Consider the following 15,001-nt stretch of genomic DNA (forward strand, 5'->3'; position numbering starts at 1 on the left):
TACATGAGCGACCTGCCCATGACGGCGGTGGCCACCGACCTCGCCGAGCCACCCCGGCGGGGCCGCGGCAGCGCGGCGTTCGTGCTGCGCACGCTCGGCGGCGGGCTGGTGAGCGTCGGGCTGATCGTCGTCCTCGGGTTCTTCCTGTTCCGCGTCCTACCCGGCGACCCGGTGCGCTGGATGACCCGGGACCGCCCCGGCAACGCGGAGCAGCTCGCCCGGCTGCGCGCCGAGTTCGGGCTGGACCGGCCGCTGCCGGCGCAGTTCGTCGACTACCTCGCCGACGTGGCGCGCGGCGACCTCGGCACGTCGTACGTCTACAACAGGCCGGTCACCGAGATCATCCTCGGCCGGCTCGGCCCGACGGTGCTGCTCACCGGCTCCGCCCTGGTGGTCGCGGTGGCGCTCGGGCTGTGGCTGGGCAGCCGGGCCGCGTGGCGCCACGGCAGCGTGTTCGACCGGATCGCAACGGGCACGGCGCTCGTGCTGTGGTCGGTGCCGACGTTCTGGCTCGGGCTGATCGCGCTGATGGTGTTCGCGGTGGGCCTCGACCTGTTCCCCACCGGCGGCATGACCTCCCCCGGCGGGGTCGACGGGTTCCTGCCCGCCGTCCTGGACGTCGCCCACCACCTGGTGCTGCCCTGCCTGACGATGGTCGCCGTCGTCTACGCCCAGTACCTCATGGTGATGCGCTCCTCGCTCCTGGAGGAGATGGCCGCCGACTACCTCACCACGGCCAGGGCGAAGGGCCTGCGCGAGGACCTCGTCCGCCGCCGGCACGCGGTGCCCAACGCGCTGCTGCCCACGATCACGATCATCTTCCTGCACGTCGGGCTCGTGGTGGCGGGCGCGGTCACCGTCGAGACGGTGTTCTCGTGGCCGGGGCTGGGCCTGCTGACCTACCAGGCGCTCGCGGTGCCGGACATCCCGCTGCTGCAGGGCACGCTGATCACGCTGTCGGTGGCCGTGGTGCTCATGAACGTGCTCGCCGACCTCGGCTACCGGCTGCTCGACCCGCGGGTGCGGGCGTCGTGACGGGCCGGGACACGAAGGGCGGCGACATGACGGCGGGCATCGCCTGGCGGCGCCGTCGCCTCGCCGCCGCCCGGTCCGCGCGCGCCTACCTGGCCCAGCCGCCCGGGGTGGCGGGCGCCGCGGTGCTGCTGCTGGTGCTGCTCGTGGCGCTCGCCGCGCCGCTGGTGGTGCCACCCGAGCAGCTGTCGGTCGTCGAAGCGACCGGCGGCGTGCTGGAACCCCCGAGCACCGCCTTCCCGCTGGGCACCGACGAGAACGGGCTGTCGGTACTGGCGCTCACGGTCACCGGTACGCGGATCTCGCTGCTGGTCGGGGTGGCCGCCGCCGTCCTGTCGGTGGTGATCGGCACGGTGGTCGGGATGACCGCGGCGCACTTCGGCGGCTGGCTGTCCGCGGTGCTGCTGCGGCTCACCGACTTCTTCCTGGTGCTGCCGTCGCTGGTGCTCGCGATCGTGCTGTCCACCGTGCTGGAACGCGGCGTCCTGACGATCATCGTGGCGATCGGCGTGACGGCGTGGCCGTCCACGGCACGGCTGGTCCGCGCCCAGACGCTCACGATCGAGGCGCGACCGTTCATCGAGCGGGCGCAGGTGCTCGGCGGTGGGCACATGCACGTGCTCGGCAGGCACGTGCTCCCCGCGGTGCTGCCGCTGGTGCTGGCCAGCACCACCCTCGCGGTCGGCAGCGCGATCGTCGCCGAGTCGACGCTGTCGTTCCTCGGCCTCGGCGACCCCACCACGGTCTCCTGGGGCGGGATGCTCAAGTCGGCCCTCGACTCCGGGGCGATCACCGCGGGCGCGTGGTGGTACCTGCTGCCGCCCGGGCTCGCGATCGTGGTCGTGGTGCTGGGCTTCACGCTCGTCGGCCGGGCGCTGGAGATCGTCGTGAACCCGGCGCTGGCGGGCCGTCGATGAAGCCGCTGCTGGAGTACCGGGACCTCACCGTCTCCTACCGCACCGCCCGCGGCGTCGAACCCGCCGTCCGCGGGGTGTCGCTCACCCTCGGGTCCGGCGAGACGCTGGGACTGGCCGGCGAGTCCGGGTGCGGCAAGTCCACGCTCGCGCTCGCCGCGTTGCGGCTGCTGCCCCGCACGGCGCAGGTCGGCGGGCAGGTGCTGGTGCGCGGCACCGACGTCGGGGCGCTGTCCTGGGGGCGGTTGCGCGCGCTGCGGTGGGCCGACGCCGCCATCGTGTTCCAGGGCGCGATGCACTCGCTCAACCCGGTGCAGCGGATCTCTGCGCAGATCGCCGAGCCGATCCGGCTGCACGAACCCGGCGCCACCGGTGTGGAGAAGCGGGTGGCGGACCTGCTGGAGCAGGTGGACCTGCCGGCCGCGCGAGCGTCGGCGTACCCGCACGAGCTGTCCGGCGGGCAGCGGCAGCGGGTCATGATCGCGATGGCGCTGGCGTGCGCGCCCGACCTGGTGATCGCCGACGAACCGACGACCGCGCTGGACGTCGTCGTGCAGAAGCAGGTGCTCGACTTGCTGGCCGCGCTCGTCGCCGAGCGGGGCATCGGGCTGATGCTGATCAGCCACGACCTCTCGGTGCTGGCCGCGACGTGCCGGCGGGTCGCGGTGATGCAGGACGGCGTGGTGGTCGAGTCCGGGCCGTCCGAGCAGCTGCTCCGCCGACCGACCCACCCGCACGCCCGGGCGCTCGCCGCGGCCTTCCCCGCCGTCGGCGACCCCGCGTCGCGCAAGGTCGAACCGGGCGCGCCGGACGATGGCCCCGTGCTGGCCGCGGAGCGGCTCACCGTCGACTTCCCGCTGCGCGGTGGCGGCACGCTGCGCGCGGTGGACGACGTGTCGCTCGAGCTGCGGCCCCGGGAGGTCGTCGCGCTCGTCGGCCAGTCCGGATCGGGCAAGACCACCCTCGCCCGCTGCCTGCTCGGCCTGCAGCGGCCCACCGCGGGCGAGGTGCGCTACGACGGGAGGCCGCTCCCCCGTTCCGGGCGGGACCTGCGCGAGTACCGCCGGCACGTGCAGCTCGTGCTGCAGGACCCGACGGGCGCGCTGAACCCGCGCCACAGCGTCCACGAGGCGGTGGCCGAGGGCGTGCGGGTGCACCGGCTGCCCGGCGACGAGCGCGAGCTCGTCGACGCCGCGCTGGAGCAGGCGGAGCTGCGCCCTCCCGACCGGTACCGCCACGCCCTGCCGGGCGAGCTGTCCGGAGGCCAGCGGCAGCGGGTGGTGATCGCCGGAGCGCTGGCGCTGACACCGCGCTTCCTCGTGGCCGACGAGCCGGTGGCCTCGCTGGACGCGTCGGTGCGCGGAGAGATCCTCGCGCTCCTGCTGCGGCTGCGCTCGGACCCGGGCCTGGGCGCCCTGGTGATCACCCACGACCTGGGGCTGGCGTGGACGATCGCCGACCGGGTGGTGGTGCTGCACCAGGGCCGGGTCGTGGAGGCGGGCCCGACGGAGCAGGTGCTGCTCGAACCACGGCACGACTACACGAAACTGCTGCTCTCCGCCCTCCCAGCGAGCCCGGGTCCTCGCTGGGTGAGTCCGAACTCGATCAGTGGGTCATAGGCGATCAGATCTGATTGACGTCGGGTTTCCGGCGCGTTCCGCGGAACGCTCGAGGCGATCCGGGAAACAGAGTTTGCGTGCGCTGCCAGGTCTTTGAATCCTGTCGGGTGCGTTCCGCGGAACGCCCTGCCTTCAGGCTGCGGTCTTGACCCGCTGCGGTAGGAGGGCGTCCAGGATGGGTTCGGGGTCGAGCCGCTCGCCGTACCAGTCGGGGGTCAGGGTGGTGCGGTCGATGCGTAGCCGGGCTCGGGTGTTCATCTCGATCAGGTCCTCGGTGTTGCCGGTCAACGGGGCCGCGGCGGCCGGGATCGTCGTGCCGTCGGGCTGCAGGAACTCCCACCGCCCGGTCGAGCGCCGGATCCGGTAGCCGTGGTCGTGGATCACGGTGTGGTGGAAGGAGCAGATCAGGATCAGGTTGTCGACATCGGTGGGGCCGCCGTGCAGCCAGTGCTGGATGTGGTGGGCGTGCAGGTGGCGGGTGTGGGTGCAGCCCGGAAACTGACAGCCCTCGCCGTCCCGGACGGTGAGCGCGGCGATCTGGGCCGGGGTGGCCAGGCGCCGGGACCGGCCCAGATACATCCGGTTGCCGGTGCGGTCGTTCAGCAGGACCTGCACGCGGGCGTCACACGCCAGGCGCTCCGCTGTCGACCTCGGCACCTCCGGGCCGCCCTGCAGGCGTGCTGCGCCGGTGCTGGCGTCGAGGTGCACGATCACTCGCGCCTGGCCGCGCTCGACCACTGGCCCGGACTCCTGCTGTGGGGAGGCGTTGACCAGGGTGAGTAGGGCGTCGGCGCGGCGGGCGGCGACCCGATTGGCGGTCGGGCCTGGCTCGTGTTCCCGGGCCTGCTGTTCCAGGTCCTCGGGTGGGGACGGGGCCGGGTGGGTGATGGGAGGGCGGGCCGGTATCTGGGCGTCGATCGCCGCGATCAGGGCGGCGCCGGCGTCGGACGTGAGGCGGGCGCGCAGGATCAGTGAGCCGTCCTCGTCCCATTGCCAGGTCAGGGATCGGCGGGCGCCGAGGTCCTCAGGTGGGGTGTGGCGGCGCCGGACCGCCCGGACGATGGTTTCGACGTGGCTGGCGGTGCCGTGCAGCGCCACGTTGAGCAGGACTTGTTCGGCGGTGGCCGGGTCGGCCACCGCGGTGTGGCGCCACTCGGAGGTGTCAGCGGCGATCTCGGCGGCGATCCGGGTCAGGGTCGCGGTGTCCGAGCCGGTGATCCGGGTGATCGCCCGCACCTTCGAGTAGGACAACCGGCCGGCGGCGAACGCCGCGCTGATCTGCGGCAGGTTCCGCAGGGCGTGCGCGACCCGCAGGTGCTCGGTGGCGGTGCGCAGGCTCATCCCGGCCCGCCAGGACAGCCAATGCGCACACGAGCGGATGCCGTCGCCGGCCCATCCGTTGCGGTGGTCGAACTCGGCCAACAGCTGCAGGAAGCGGCATTCCGCGGCGGCGATGTGCCCGGCCAATCCGAGCAGTTCCGACTCCAGATCCTGCAGGCGGATGTCCTGCAGCGGGGTGGGGAGCGAGATGACCGGCACGGAAACCTCCTGGACCCGAACGCGTGTTCGAGTCTCAGGGTGGCATGCGAGTCCGACAATTCCTGGTCGCGTTCCGCGGAACGCGACCAGGTCCGGTCATTGGAGCTGGACCGTGAGCGTCGCCGCGTCGGCGTCCAGCTCCACCTCGGCACCCAGCGGCACCGTCAGTTGGCCGCGGCAGTGCCCGAACCCGAACTCCGCAACCATCGGCACACCGAGCGGGACCAGCCGGTCCACCAGCACGTCCAGCACCGCCTGCTGCGGGCCGCAGTCCTGCCACGAACCGAGCACGATCCCCGCCGCCCCGTCGAACCAGCCTGCCCGCAGCAGGTGCGTGAGGAAGTGGTCGATGCGGTACGGCGCCTCGGTGACGTCCTCCAGCAGCACGATCGCGCCGTCCGGCGGGGGTGGCACCGCGTCGACGCCGAGCGTCGAGACCACCAGGCTGAGCGTGCCGCCCGCGGTCGTGCCGGTCGCACGCCCGCCGACCAGCGTCGACGCCTGCGGCCCACCGCGCAGCACCGCCGGGGGGTCGAACAGTGCCCGGCGCAGGTGCTCCACGGCCTGCGGGTCGTGCACCGCGTCGGTGGCGACCATGGCGCCGAACAGCGTCACCACGCCGCACCGGGGGCCGAGCACGGAGTGCAGGGCGGTGATGTCGCTCGCCCCGACGAACAGGCGGGGCGGCGCGGTTGACAGCTCGTCCCAGTCCAGCAGATCGAGGACGCGCAGCGCGCCGTAGCCGCCGCGCCCGCAGAGCACGGCCGCCACCTCCGGGTCGCACCAGGCGGCTCGCAGCTGCTCCGCCCGCGCGGCGTCGTCCGCTGCGAGGTAGGGCAGCCGGGGATGCCGGGTCGCCTCCACGGGGTCGACGCGCAGGCCCCAGGAGCGCAGCAGGTCGAGGCCCGCGGTGAGCAGGTGCTGCGGGGGCGGGCCGGCCGGGAGCACGACCGCCACCCGGTCGCCGGGGCGCAGCGGCCGCGGCCAGGCACGGATCATCGCCGCGGCCCGTGCGCGGCCTCACAGCCGGTTCCTGGAACGATCCAGAAGCTCCAGGCGATGTACCTACTGGAAACACCGAACAACACCTCGAAGGAGGACGGCATGACCCCCACGCGCTTCACCAGCGCCGTCCGCCGGGCCCTGCGCGCACTCGACGCCTGGACCCTGGACGTGTTCAACCCGCGCTACCCGACGCCGCGCGACTGAGACCGACTCGCCGGGGCCATGCGCTACGCGCGCTGCCCCGGCGGCACCAGCGGCCGTAGGCGCACCCACAGCACGAAGAACGCCGCGGCCACGAGCATCCCGAGGCCCGACCACAGGTTGATGGCGATGCCGCCCGCCTTCGCGAGCTCCGCATCGGTCGTGAAGAACAGGCCCATCACCGTCAGGATGGCCCCGTACACGCCGAACAGCACGGCGATGACCGTGCGCAGGTCGAACAGCTGCGACGCGGCACTCTCCGAAATGGCGTGGTGCTCGTGCTCGCTCACGATGCTCCCCTCTCCGGTCAGGCGAAGATCAGGTACAGGACGACCGTGAGCGCGAGCACGATAGCGCCCATCACCACCGGCGACTGCCACCATGCGCCCTCTTCCTCGTCCATCGCGGCGGGCACCTCCTCGATCGCCGCATGGCGGTGGGGCGCCTCGCGGTGCGCCGCCGTCGCCCCGGCCGCGGCCTCGCCCGCAGCGGACGGCGCGACCCGGACCTTCCCGCGGCCCACTCGTGGGGTGAGCGCCCACACCAGGCCGACGAGCTCCGAGTCCGGCTTGGGCGTGGTGAACTGCGAGACGATCACGGCGACCGCGATGCCGACCACGAACGCCGCACTCGCCCCCATGAACGATCCCGCCTGCGAGGACACCGCAATCACGCCAGTGCGCACCAGCGTGTCGACGATCACCGCGGCGATCGTGCCGGAGATCAGCCCGGTCCAGCCCGCGGTCCCGGTCATCCGCTTCCAGAACAAGCCCAGGATGAAGATCGCGAACAGCGGCGCGTTGAAGAAGCTGAACAGCGCCTGGATGTAGTCCATCAGGTTCTCGAAGCTGCCCGCGATGTACGCGGTGCCGATCGCCAGCACGCAGCCGACCACCGTGACCGTGCGGCCGACCCGGAGGTAGTACTCGTCCGGCCGGCCGGGGCGGATCCAGTCCTGCCACAGGTCGTAGGTGAACACGGTGTTGAGCGAGCTGACGTTGGCTGCCATCCCGGCCATGAACGAGGCCAGCAGCCCGGCCAACGCGACCCCGAGGATCCCGTTCGGGAGCACCTCGTTCATGAGCAGCGACAGCGCGTTGTTGTAGGTGACGTCGGTGGGGCCGCCCTGCTTGAGCGTGGTCAGCTGCGGCACCAGCACCCCCGCGATCATCCCGGGGATCACGATGACGAGCGGGATCAACGCCTTCGGGTACGCCGCGATGATCGGTGTGCGGCGGGCGGCCGACATGTTGCGGGCCGAGAGCGCGCGCTGCACCTCGGCGAAGTTGGTGGTCCAGTAGCCGAACGAGAGCACGAACCCGAGCCCGAAGACGATGCCGATCACCGAAAGGGCCGGGCTGGCGATCTCGGTGAGCGAGGTCCCCGGCCAAGACGACACCTGCTCCGGTCCCGGCGGCAGGCCCACCACCCGTGCCTGCAGCCCGTCCCATCCGCCGACCCGCGCCAACCCGGCGACGGTGAGCGGGATCAGCAGGGCCAGGATGACGAAGAACTGCAGCACCTCGTTGTAGATCGCCGCGTTCAACCCGCCCAGGAAGGTGTAGCTGAGCACCACCAGCGCGGCCACCGGGATCGCGAGCGCGAGCGACCAGCCCAACAGCGCCTCGAGGATCAGGCCGAGCGCGTACAGGTTCACGCCTGCGATGAGCACCGCCGCGAGCGCGAACGTGATGCCGTTGACCCGCTGCGTGGTCGCGTTGAACCGCATGAGCAGGAACTCGGGGACGCTGCGGGCCTTGCTGCCGTAGTAGAACGGCATCATCACGATGCCGAGGAAGACCATCGCCGGGATCGCGCCGATCCAGTAGTAGTGGAACGTGGCCACGCCGTACTGGGCGCCGTTGGCCATCATGCCGATCAGCTCGATCGCGCCCAGGTTCGCGGCGATGAACGCAAGGCCGGTGACCCACGCAGGCAATGCCCGCCCGGACAGCAGGAAGTCCAGGCTGGACGCGATCGACCGCCGGGCCAGCACACCGATGCCCAGCACCAGCACGAAGTAGAAGACGACGAAGACGTAGTCGATGAACGTCGTGTCCAGCCGCAGGTCTGTCTGCTGCGCGAGCACCAAAGTTCCAGGTCCCACCACGGCCCCCTCTCTCGCTCCCGCCAGCACGCTCTGCGGATGATTCGCCGCTCTGCGCGATCGCGCCACCCGAAGCGCCGCCACGTCCGTGGCATCGCATCCCGCGGATGAACACTTGCCTCCATACGCGCGCCGTGCCAACGTCTCGACGGCGTCCGACGAGCGGGGGGAGTTCGATGACGCGCGCGGTCGAACGTGTCACCGGGGCGCCCCCCGACCGGCCGCCACCGCCCACCCGCCGCAGGCGCGCCGACGCGTGGCCGCTCGTGCTCCCCGCTCTGCTGCCCGTGGCGCTGTTCAGCGTCTATCCGCTGGTGCAGGGCATGTACCTGGGCTTCACCGACGCCCGCGCGGGCCGGGGCGTCGTCACCCGGTTCACCGGCTTCGACAACTTCGCGCGGCTGCTGTCCGACGAGCTGTTCTGGTCCTCGTTCCGGATCGGGATCGTCTGGGCCGTCTCGGTCACCGTGCTGCAGTTCGTGGCGGGCCTCGGGCTCGCGCTGCTGCTGGATGCGCCCCTGCGCCTGCGGTGGCTGGCCCGCACGCTCGCGCTCGTGCCGTGGGCGATGCCGCCGGTGATCATCGCGATCATGTGGCGGCTGCTGCTCAACCCCAACCACGGCGCGCTGCCGGGAGGGGTCAACTGGCTGGGCGAGTTCTCCACCGCGCTGCCCGCCGTGATCGTGATCGGGGTGTGGGCGGGCATGCCGCAGACCACGATCACGCTGCTCGCCGGGCTCCAGACGATCGACCGCTCCCTGCACGAGGCCGCGGCGGTGGACGGTGCCGGCGCGTGGCTGCGGTTCCGGCACGTCACGCTGCCCGGGCTGCGGCCGGTGATCATCGCCATCACCACGCTCGACCTCATCTGGAACCTCAACTCGTTCGCGCTGGTCTACGTGCTCACCGCGGGCGGGCCCGGCGGGCAGACGATGCTGCCGATGCTCTTCGCCTACAACGCGGCGTTCCGCTACGGCGAGTTCGGCTACGCATCGGCCATGGGCGACGTGCTGGTCGTGCTCGTCGTCGGGTTCCTGCTGTTCTACCTGCGCGGGCAGCTGCGGAGTGCGTCGTGAGGCGGGCGCTCCAGTACCTCGCACTGGCCTGCTACGTGGCCTTCCTCGGGTTCCCGCTGCTCTGGCTGCTCGGCACGGCACTCAAGGACCGTGGCGAGCTGGCCACCGGCGGGCTCGTGCCGCTCTCCCCCACGTTCGAGAACTTCGGCGACGCGGTGCGCCGCGCGGACCTGGTCACGGCCGCCGGCAACAGCCTCGTCGTCGCGCTCGGCACCACCGCGCTCGTGCTCGTGCTCGCTCTGCCCGCGGCGTACGCGCTCGCCCGCTTCCGCACCCGCCTGAAGGTCGCGGCCAACGCGTGGGTGCTGGTGAGCCAGGTGTTCCCGGTGATCCTCGTCGTGCTGCCGCTGTTCCTCATCCTGCGGCAGTTCCGCCTGGTCGACAGCCTCGTCGGGCTGACGCTCGTGCACGCGGTCTACGCGCTGCCGTTCGCGCTGTGGATGCTGCAGGGCTACATCTCCGCGATCCCCCGTGACGTCGAGGAGGCGGGCGTGGTGGACGGCGCGGGGCGGGTGCGGGTGCTGGTGAGCATCGTGGCGCCGCTGCTCGCCCCCGGACTGGTCGCCACCGCGATGTTCACGATGATCTCCTCGTGGAACGAGTTCTTCTTCGCGCTCGTCCTGATCCAGGACCCGGCCAAGGTGACGCTGCCGCTCACGCTCGCCCGGTTCGTCGGCGCGGAGGGGCAGGTGCAGCTCGGGGCGCTCGCCGCCGGCGCGCTGCTGGCCACCGTGCCGAGCCTGCTGTTCTTCGCCGCGATACAGCGCAGGTTGGTCTCCGGCCTGCTCTCCGGCGCCGTCAAGGGATAGGAGCATCGATGCTGCGCAGGTTGGGACTCACGGCGGCGGCGGTCCTGCTCGCCGGCTGCGCCACCGCGCCCGTCGGGCCCGATGTCGACGACGGCGCCGGCCCGATCACGCTGCGGTTCCAGAGCCTCGCGTTCCAGGAGCCGAGCGTCGCCGCGACCGAGCGGATCGTCACCGCGTGGAACGCCGAGCACCCCGACGTTCAGGTGCAGCTCACCCAGGGCACGTGGGACGCCGTGCACGACCAGCTCGTCACGCAGTTCCAGGGCGGCACGGCCCCGGACGTCATCCACGACGAGTCGGCCGACATCGCGGGCTTCGCCCGCCAGGGCTACCTCGCCGACCTCGGCCCGCACCTGTCCGGCGAGACCAGGTCCGGCGTGCCGCAGGGGGTCTGGGACGCGGTCACGGTGGACGGGAAGGTGGTCGCGGCGCCCACGCTGCTGCAGTCCTACGTCGTGTTCGCGAACACCACCGTCCTCGAACAGGCAGGCGTGACCATCCCGACGAGCCCCACCTGGACGTGGGACGAGCTCGCCGACGCCGCCCGCCGCACCACCAGCCCGGAGCGTGCGGGGCTGGGCTGGGGCCTGCGGCAGCCGACCGCCACCGTCATGAGCCTGGGGCTGGGCTTCGGGGGCCGCTTCTTCACCGGCAGCGGGGACACGGCTGCCGTGCAGGTCGGCGACGCCGAGCTGGAGGTGCCGCGCCGGATCCACGAGATGGCCTACACCGACCGGTCCCTCGACCCGACCTCGCTCACCCAGAGCGGATCGGACGTGATCACCGGGTTCCTCGCGGGCCGCTACGCCATGGTCGTCGCCGGCAGCTACGTGGCGCAGCAGCTCGCCGAGGCCGCCCCGCCCGGCTTCGCGTGGCGCGTCCTGCCCGCGCTCGCCGGCACGTCACCGAACCAGGCCGCGAACCCGCAGACCCTCTCCGTGCCCGCCGACAGCCCGCACGTGGAGCAGGCCGCCGAGTTCATCGAGTTCGTCATGCGACCGGACAACGTCGCGGCGCTGGCGCAGGGCGAGTGGCTGATCCCCGCCTCCCAACCCGCCCGGGACGCGGTCGAAGCCGCCACCGGCGGGCAGAACGGCTGGGAGCCCACCCTCGACGGTGCGCAGTACCTCACCACCGCCCCCTTCCAGGCCGTTGCCGACTACCCGCAGTGGAAGGACCAGATCGCCACCCCCGCCCTGCAGCGCTACCTGGGCAACCAGAGCGACCTGCCCACGCTGCAGCGCGAGCTGACGGAAGGCTGGGCCCAGGTCGCCGGAGGCTGACTTCACACACCCAGCACCGGCTTCGCACAGGGCCGGCCCTGTGTGAAGTTCGGGCTGGGTGTGTGAAGTCGCCATGTTGAGGGGTGCTGCTCGGGCCTCAGCGGGCCTTCGGGGTGCGCGAGCCCAACCCGTGCGCGACGGGCAACCAGATGCCCGAGACCGGCCTCCTGGCGGCGCCGCGCGCCCAAGGGGCAGGCCCCCGGCCTGCCCCCACCGCATGCCCCAGGGGCCGCAGAGGCTCACAGGTCAAGGGTCGCGAAGCGATCGCGAAGCGACGCCGCAGGCGCCCTTGAGCTGTGAGGAGCGGCCCCGCACAATGCGCGGCGCCGCCAGGAGGCCTGAAGGGGGACGCTGTGACGATCACCGAGCCCTAAGGCAAGGGGCCGCGCAAGCCTGTGATCAGCGGAAGTGGTGTGAGAGCGTCATATCTGTCGCTCTGACACCACTTCCGGCGATCTTGCCCCGGCCGGCCGATCGGCGACCGCCCCCAGCGGCTTCGCGAAGTAGCGGCTCGTGGGCGACGCGGCGTAGATGCCGAAGGGCGGCATCGGCTCGTAGCCCGCACTGCTGTAGAGGGCGATGGCCTCGGGCTGCATCGTTCCGGTCTCCAGGACCATGCGTCGCCGCCCGGCGGCCGCCGCTGCCCGCTCCAGCTCGGCGAGTACGGCCCTGCCGTACCCGCGGCCGCGGTGCGCCGCCGCGACGTACATCCGCTTGACCTCGGCGTCGCCGTTCCGCAGCGCCGACGACTCCGCCGCGTGCCGCGCCCGCCAGCCGCCGCACGCCACCGGCTCGCCGTCGACGTACCCGACGAGGAAGAACCCGTCGGGGGCGTCGAACTCGCTCGGGTCGACCACGGTGGCGTCCTCGCTGCCGTAGCGCTCGCGGTAGACCTGCTGGACCTCGGCGGTGAGCCGGAGGGAGTCGGGGTGGTCGAAGGCGGTGGGGCGGAGCTCGATCACGCCCCGAGCCTACGGATCACCTTCCGCCGGCCTTGGCCTTCCGCCGCCACGTCGTGAGGACCCGCTCCGTGTAGCCGTTGGGCTCCGTGCGGCCGGTGAAGACGAGCTCCAGCGCCGCCTGGAAGGACGGGCTCGCGTCGAGGTCCTTCGCCATCGGCTCGTAGCCGGGCTCGCGGGCGTTCTGCTCGTCGACGAGCGCGGCCATCCGCGCGAACGTCTCGCGCACGGTGGTCTCGTCGACCAGGCCGTGGTGCAGCCAGTTGGCGATGAGCTGGCTGGAGATCCGCAGGGTGGCGCGGTCCTCCATCAGGCCGACGCCCTCGAGGTCGGGCACCGTCGAGCAGCCGATCCCGAGGCCGACCCAGCGCACGACGTAGCCGAGGATCGACTGGGCGTTGGTCTCCAGCTCGTGTCGCTTGTCGTCGTCGCTCAGCTCACCGGTGAGCAGCGGCACCTCCAGCAGCTGGCGGCGCGGGGTGTCCCGGCCGGCGAGGGCGCGCTGGCGGGCGGCGACGTCGATCCGCAGGTAGTGCAGCGCGTGCAGGGTGGCCGCGGTGGGCGAGGGCACCCACGCGGTGTTGGCCCCTGCCTCCGGGTGGGTGCCCTTCGTGGCGAGCAGCTCGGCCATCGCGGCGGGCTTGGCGAACATGCCCTTGCCGACCTGCGCCTGCCCGACGAACCCGGCGCGCAGGGCCACGTCGACGTTGCGGTCCTCGTAGCCGAGCAGCCACGGCGTCGACTTCATGTCGTTCTTGCGGACGACCGGGCCGGCCAGGAAGTCGGAGTGGATCTCGTCGCCGGTGCGGTCGAGGAAGCCGGTGTTCACGAACATCACCCGGTCCTGGGCGACCGCGATGCACGCGTCGAGGGTCAGCGAGGTGCGCTTCTCCTCGTCCATGATGCCGATCTTGAGGGTCGCGGGCTCGAGCCCCAGCGCCTCCTCAACAGCGGCGAACAGCTCGACGGTGAGCGCCACCTCGTCCGGCCCGTGCTGCTTGGGCTTGACGATGTAGACGCTGCCCGCCCGGGAGTTCGAGTACCGGCCGAGCCCGCGCAGGTCGTGCAGGGCGGCGGTCGCGGAGACGAGCGCGTCGAGCAGCCCCTCGGCGATCGGCTGCCCGTCGACGAGCACGGCGTCGGTGAACATGTGGTGGCCGCAGTTGCGCACGAGCAGCAGCGAGCGGCCGGGGAGGACGAGCGGTGAGCCGTCGGGCGCGGTGTAGTGGCGGTCGCCGTTGACGCGCCGCTCGATCGTCTCGCCGCCCTTCTCGAAGGAGGAGACGAGCTCGCCGGTCATCAGGCCGAGCCACGTGCGGTAGGCGAGCGCCTTGTCCTCGCCGTCGACGGTGGCGACCGAGTCCTCGAGGTCGACGATCGTGGTGACCGCCGCCTCCACCGCAACGTCCGCGATGTCCGCGTGGTGCTGGCGCCCGACCTGGTGCTCGGGGTCGATCGTCAGCTCGACGTGCAGGTTGTGGTGGCGCAGCAGGATCGCCGCGACGGCGCCCGCGGACCCGCCGCCGCCGTCGGAACCGCTGCGGTGGCCGGCGAACTGGGCCGCGTGGACGAGACCCGTCTCGCCCGTACCGGTGGCGACGACGAGCCGCCCGTTCTCCACGCGGTACGCGGTGGCGTCGGCGTGGCTGCCCTGCGTCAGCGGGAAGAACTCGTCGAGCAGCCGGTCGGCCTCCGCGATCACCTGGGCGCCGCGCTTCTCGTCGTAGCCGGGGGCGAGCTGGTGGTCGAGCGGGAGGGCGTCGGTGCCGTAGAGCGCGTCGTAGAGCGAGCCCCAGCGCGCGTTGGCGGCGTTCAGGGCGTAGCGGGGCACGGTGGCCGGCACCACGAGCTGCGGGCCCGCGATCTCGGCGATCTCCGGGTCGACGCGCTCGACCTGCACCTCCGGTGAGGCCGGCGGGACCAGGTAGCCGATCTCGGTGAGGAACGCCTCGTAGGCCGCTGGGTCTCCCGCGCCGTTCTCGGCGTGCCAGGCGTCGAGGTGGGCCTGCAGCTCGTCACGCCGCTGCAGCAGCAGCTTGATCCGCCCGTCGAACCGGTCGTGCAGCGCGGCGAGGGTGGACCAGAACCACTCCGGTTCGAGGTCGAGGCCCGTCAGCAGTTCGTCGGCCACGAACGTCTGCAGCGCGGGGTCGATCTGCAGTGACGCGCTCATGTCTCACCCTCCGGTCGGCAGCCTGCGCACGGCGGGTACCCGCCTGGTGGCTTTTTTACCAGACGGACTTGAACTTCCGCATCGCGGAAGTAAGACTCAGCGTGTGACGACCGCCGTGGGCACGGGCTCGACCGAGGCGGGGCCGACGGCGCCGGTCATCGCCAGCCCCACGACTACGGCGGCCACGAGCACGAGGGCCATCTGCAGCTTCCGGCGGGGACCCACCGCTTCGACCTCCCGAACGATCTGTCGTTGGTTGGCGCCGGTCCGCGCAGCGGCGAGGA

At 72.2% G+C, this 15,001-nt stretch carries 13 protein-coding genes; 6 read left to right on the top strand and 7 right to left on the bottom strand.

The genetic code is table 11. From position 1 onward, the window contains the following. Positions 1-3 precede the first annotated feature (3 nt). From FB388_RS25185 to nikE, 3 genes are read left to right on the top strand one after another with little or no spacing between them, the layout of a single operon-like run. Complete coding sequence (locus FB388_RS25185; RefSeq protein WP_170225823.1) at positions 4-1,035, top strand: ABC transporter permease; 1,032 nt, start codon at positions 4-6, stop codon at positions 1,033-1,035. A 26-nt stretch (positions 1,036-1,061) separates the two neighbouring features. After that, a complete protein-coding gene (locus FB388_RS25190) occupies positions 1,062-1,949 on the top strand; it encodes an ABC transporter permease (protein WP_142106274.1) in 888 nt (295 codons plus the stop codon). Further along, positions 1,946-3,565, top strand: a complete 1,620-nt coding sequence (nikE, locus tag FB388_RS25195; protein ID WP_142104642.1) for a nickel ABC transporter ATP-binding protein NikE — start codon at positions 1,946-1,948, stop codon at positions 3,563-3,565. Before FB388_RS25190 ends, nikE begins: the two co-directional genes overlap by 4 nt. 132 nt (positions 3,566-3,697) lie before the next feature. On the opposite strand, the gene FB388_RS25200 is transcribed toward nikE, so the two are convergent. The 4 genes from FB388_RS25200 to FB388_RS25215 all read right to left on the bottom strand — a co-directional run bounded on the left by FB388_RS25200 (position 3,698) and on the right by FB388_RS25215 (position 8,402). Beyond that, complete coding sequence (locus FB388_RS25200) at positions 3,698-5,104, bottom strand: HNH endonuclease signature motif containing protein (protein ID WP_142104643.1); 1,407 nt, start codon at positions 5,102-5,104, stop codon at positions 3,698-3,700. Between the two features lie 96 nt (positions 5,105-5,200). After that, positions 5,201-6,103, bottom strand: coding sequence for a S66 peptidase family protein (locus FB388_RS25205; protein ID WP_142104644.1), 903 nt, complete (start codon positions 6,101-6,103; stop codon positions 5,201-5,203). 233 nt (positions 6,104-6,336) lie between these two features. After that, the gene (locus FB388_RS25210) at positions 6,337-6,600 is read right to left on the bottom strand and encodes a hypothetical protein (protein WP_246122377.1); all 264 of its coding nucleotides are present in this window, start codon (positions 6,598-6,600) and stop codon (positions 6,337-6,339) included. A 17-nt stretch (positions 6,601-6,617) separates the two neighbouring features. Then, positions 6,618-8,402 (bottom strand): sodium:solute symporter family protein, encoded by a 1,785-nt coding sequence (locus FB388_RS25215; protein ID WP_142106277.1) that lies wholly within the window; start codon positions 8,400-8,402, stop codon positions 6,618-6,620. Between the two features lie 191 nt (positions 8,403-8,593). Between FB388_RS25215 and FB388_RS25220 the strand changes: the two genes are divergently transcribed. From FB388_RS25220 to FB388_RS25230, 3 genes are read left to right on the top strand one after another with little or no spacing between them, the layout of a single operon-like run. Beyond that, complete coding sequence (locus FB388_RS25220; RefSeq protein WP_142104645.1) at positions 8,594-9,493, top strand: carbohydrate ABC transporter permease; 900 nt, start codon at positions 8,594-8,596, stop codon at positions 9,491-9,493. Then, positions 9,490-10,302 (top strand): carbohydrate ABC transporter permease, encoded by an 813-nt coding sequence (locus FB388_RS25225; RefSeq protein WP_142104646.1) that lies wholly within the window; start codon positions 9,490-9,492, stop codon positions 10,300-10,302. Before FB388_RS25220 ends, FB388_RS25225 begins: the two co-directional genes overlap by 4 nt. 8 nt (positions 10,303-10,310) lie before the next feature. Next, positions 10,311-11,585, top strand: a complete 1,275-nt coding sequence (locus FB388_RS25230) for an ABC transporter substrate-binding protein (RefSeq protein ID WP_142104647.1) — start codon at positions 10,311-10,313, stop codon at positions 11,583-11,585. Positions 11,586-12,007: 422 nt separating this feature from the next. Here FB388_RS25230 and FB388_RS25235 read toward each other — a convergent pair whose 3' ends face one another. The 3 genes from FB388_RS25235 to FB388_RS40945 all read right to left on the bottom strand — a co-directional run bounded on the left by FB388_RS25235 (position 12,008) and on the right by FB388_RS40945 (position 14,942). Beyond that, positions 12,008-12,544, bottom strand: a complete 537-nt coding sequence (locus FB388_RS25235; protein ID WP_142106278.1) for a GNAT family N-acetyltransferase — start codon at positions 12,542-12,544, stop codon at positions 12,008-12,010. A 19-nt stretch (positions 12,545-12,563) separates the two neighbouring features. Further along, positions 12,564-14,717: a malate synthase G gene (locus FB388_RS25240; protein ID WP_142104648.1), complete on the bottom strand. Its 2,154-nt coding sequence runs from the start codon at positions 14,715-14,717 to the stop codon at positions 12,564-12,566. Positions 14,718-14,813: 96 nt separating this feature from the next. Further along, complete coding sequence (locus FB388_RS40945) at positions 14,814-14,942, bottom strand: hypothetical protein (protein WP_281290467.1); 129 nt, start codon at positions 14,940-14,942, stop codon at positions 14,814-14,816. Positions 14,943-15,001 lie beyond the last annotated feature (59 nt).

The organism is Pseudonocardia cypriaca (assembly GCF_006717045.1).
Classification (GTDB): domain Bacteria; phylum Actinomycetota; class Actinomycetes; order Mycobacteriales; family Pseudonocardiaceae; genus Pseudonocardia; species Pseudonocardia cypriaca.

Excerpts from the sequence above, each read along its gene's own strand:
- nikE (WP_142104642.1), top strand. The coding sequence starts at position 1,946 with ATGAAGCCGCTGCTGGAGTACCGGGACCTCACCGTCTCCTACCGCACC.
- FB388_RS25230 (WP_142104647.1), top strand. The coding sequence starts at position 10,311 with ATGCTGCGCAGGTTGGGACTCACGGCGGCGGCGGTCCTGCTCGCCGGC.
- FB388_RS25240 (WP_142104648.1), bottom strand. The coding sequence starts at position 14,717 with ATGAGCGCGTCACTGCAGATCGACCCCGCGCTGCAGACGTTCGTGGCC.
- FB388_RS25185 (WP_170225823.1), top strand. The coding sequence starts at position 4 with ATGAGCGACCTGCCCATGACGGCGGTGGCCACCGACCTCGCCGAGCCA.
- FB388_RS25205 (WP_142104644.1), bottom strand. The coding sequence starts at position 6,103 with ATGATCCGTGCCTGGCCGCGGCCGCTGCGCCCCGGCGACCGGGTGGCG.
- FB388_RS25220 (WP_142104645.1), top strand. The coding sequence starts at position 8,594 with ATGACGCGCGCGGTCGAACGTGTCACCGGGGCGCCCCCCGACCGGCCG.
- FB388_RS25190 (WP_142106274.1), top strand. The coding sequence starts at position 1,062 with ATGACGGCGGGCATCGCCTGGCGGCGCCGTCGCCTCGCCGCCGCCCGG.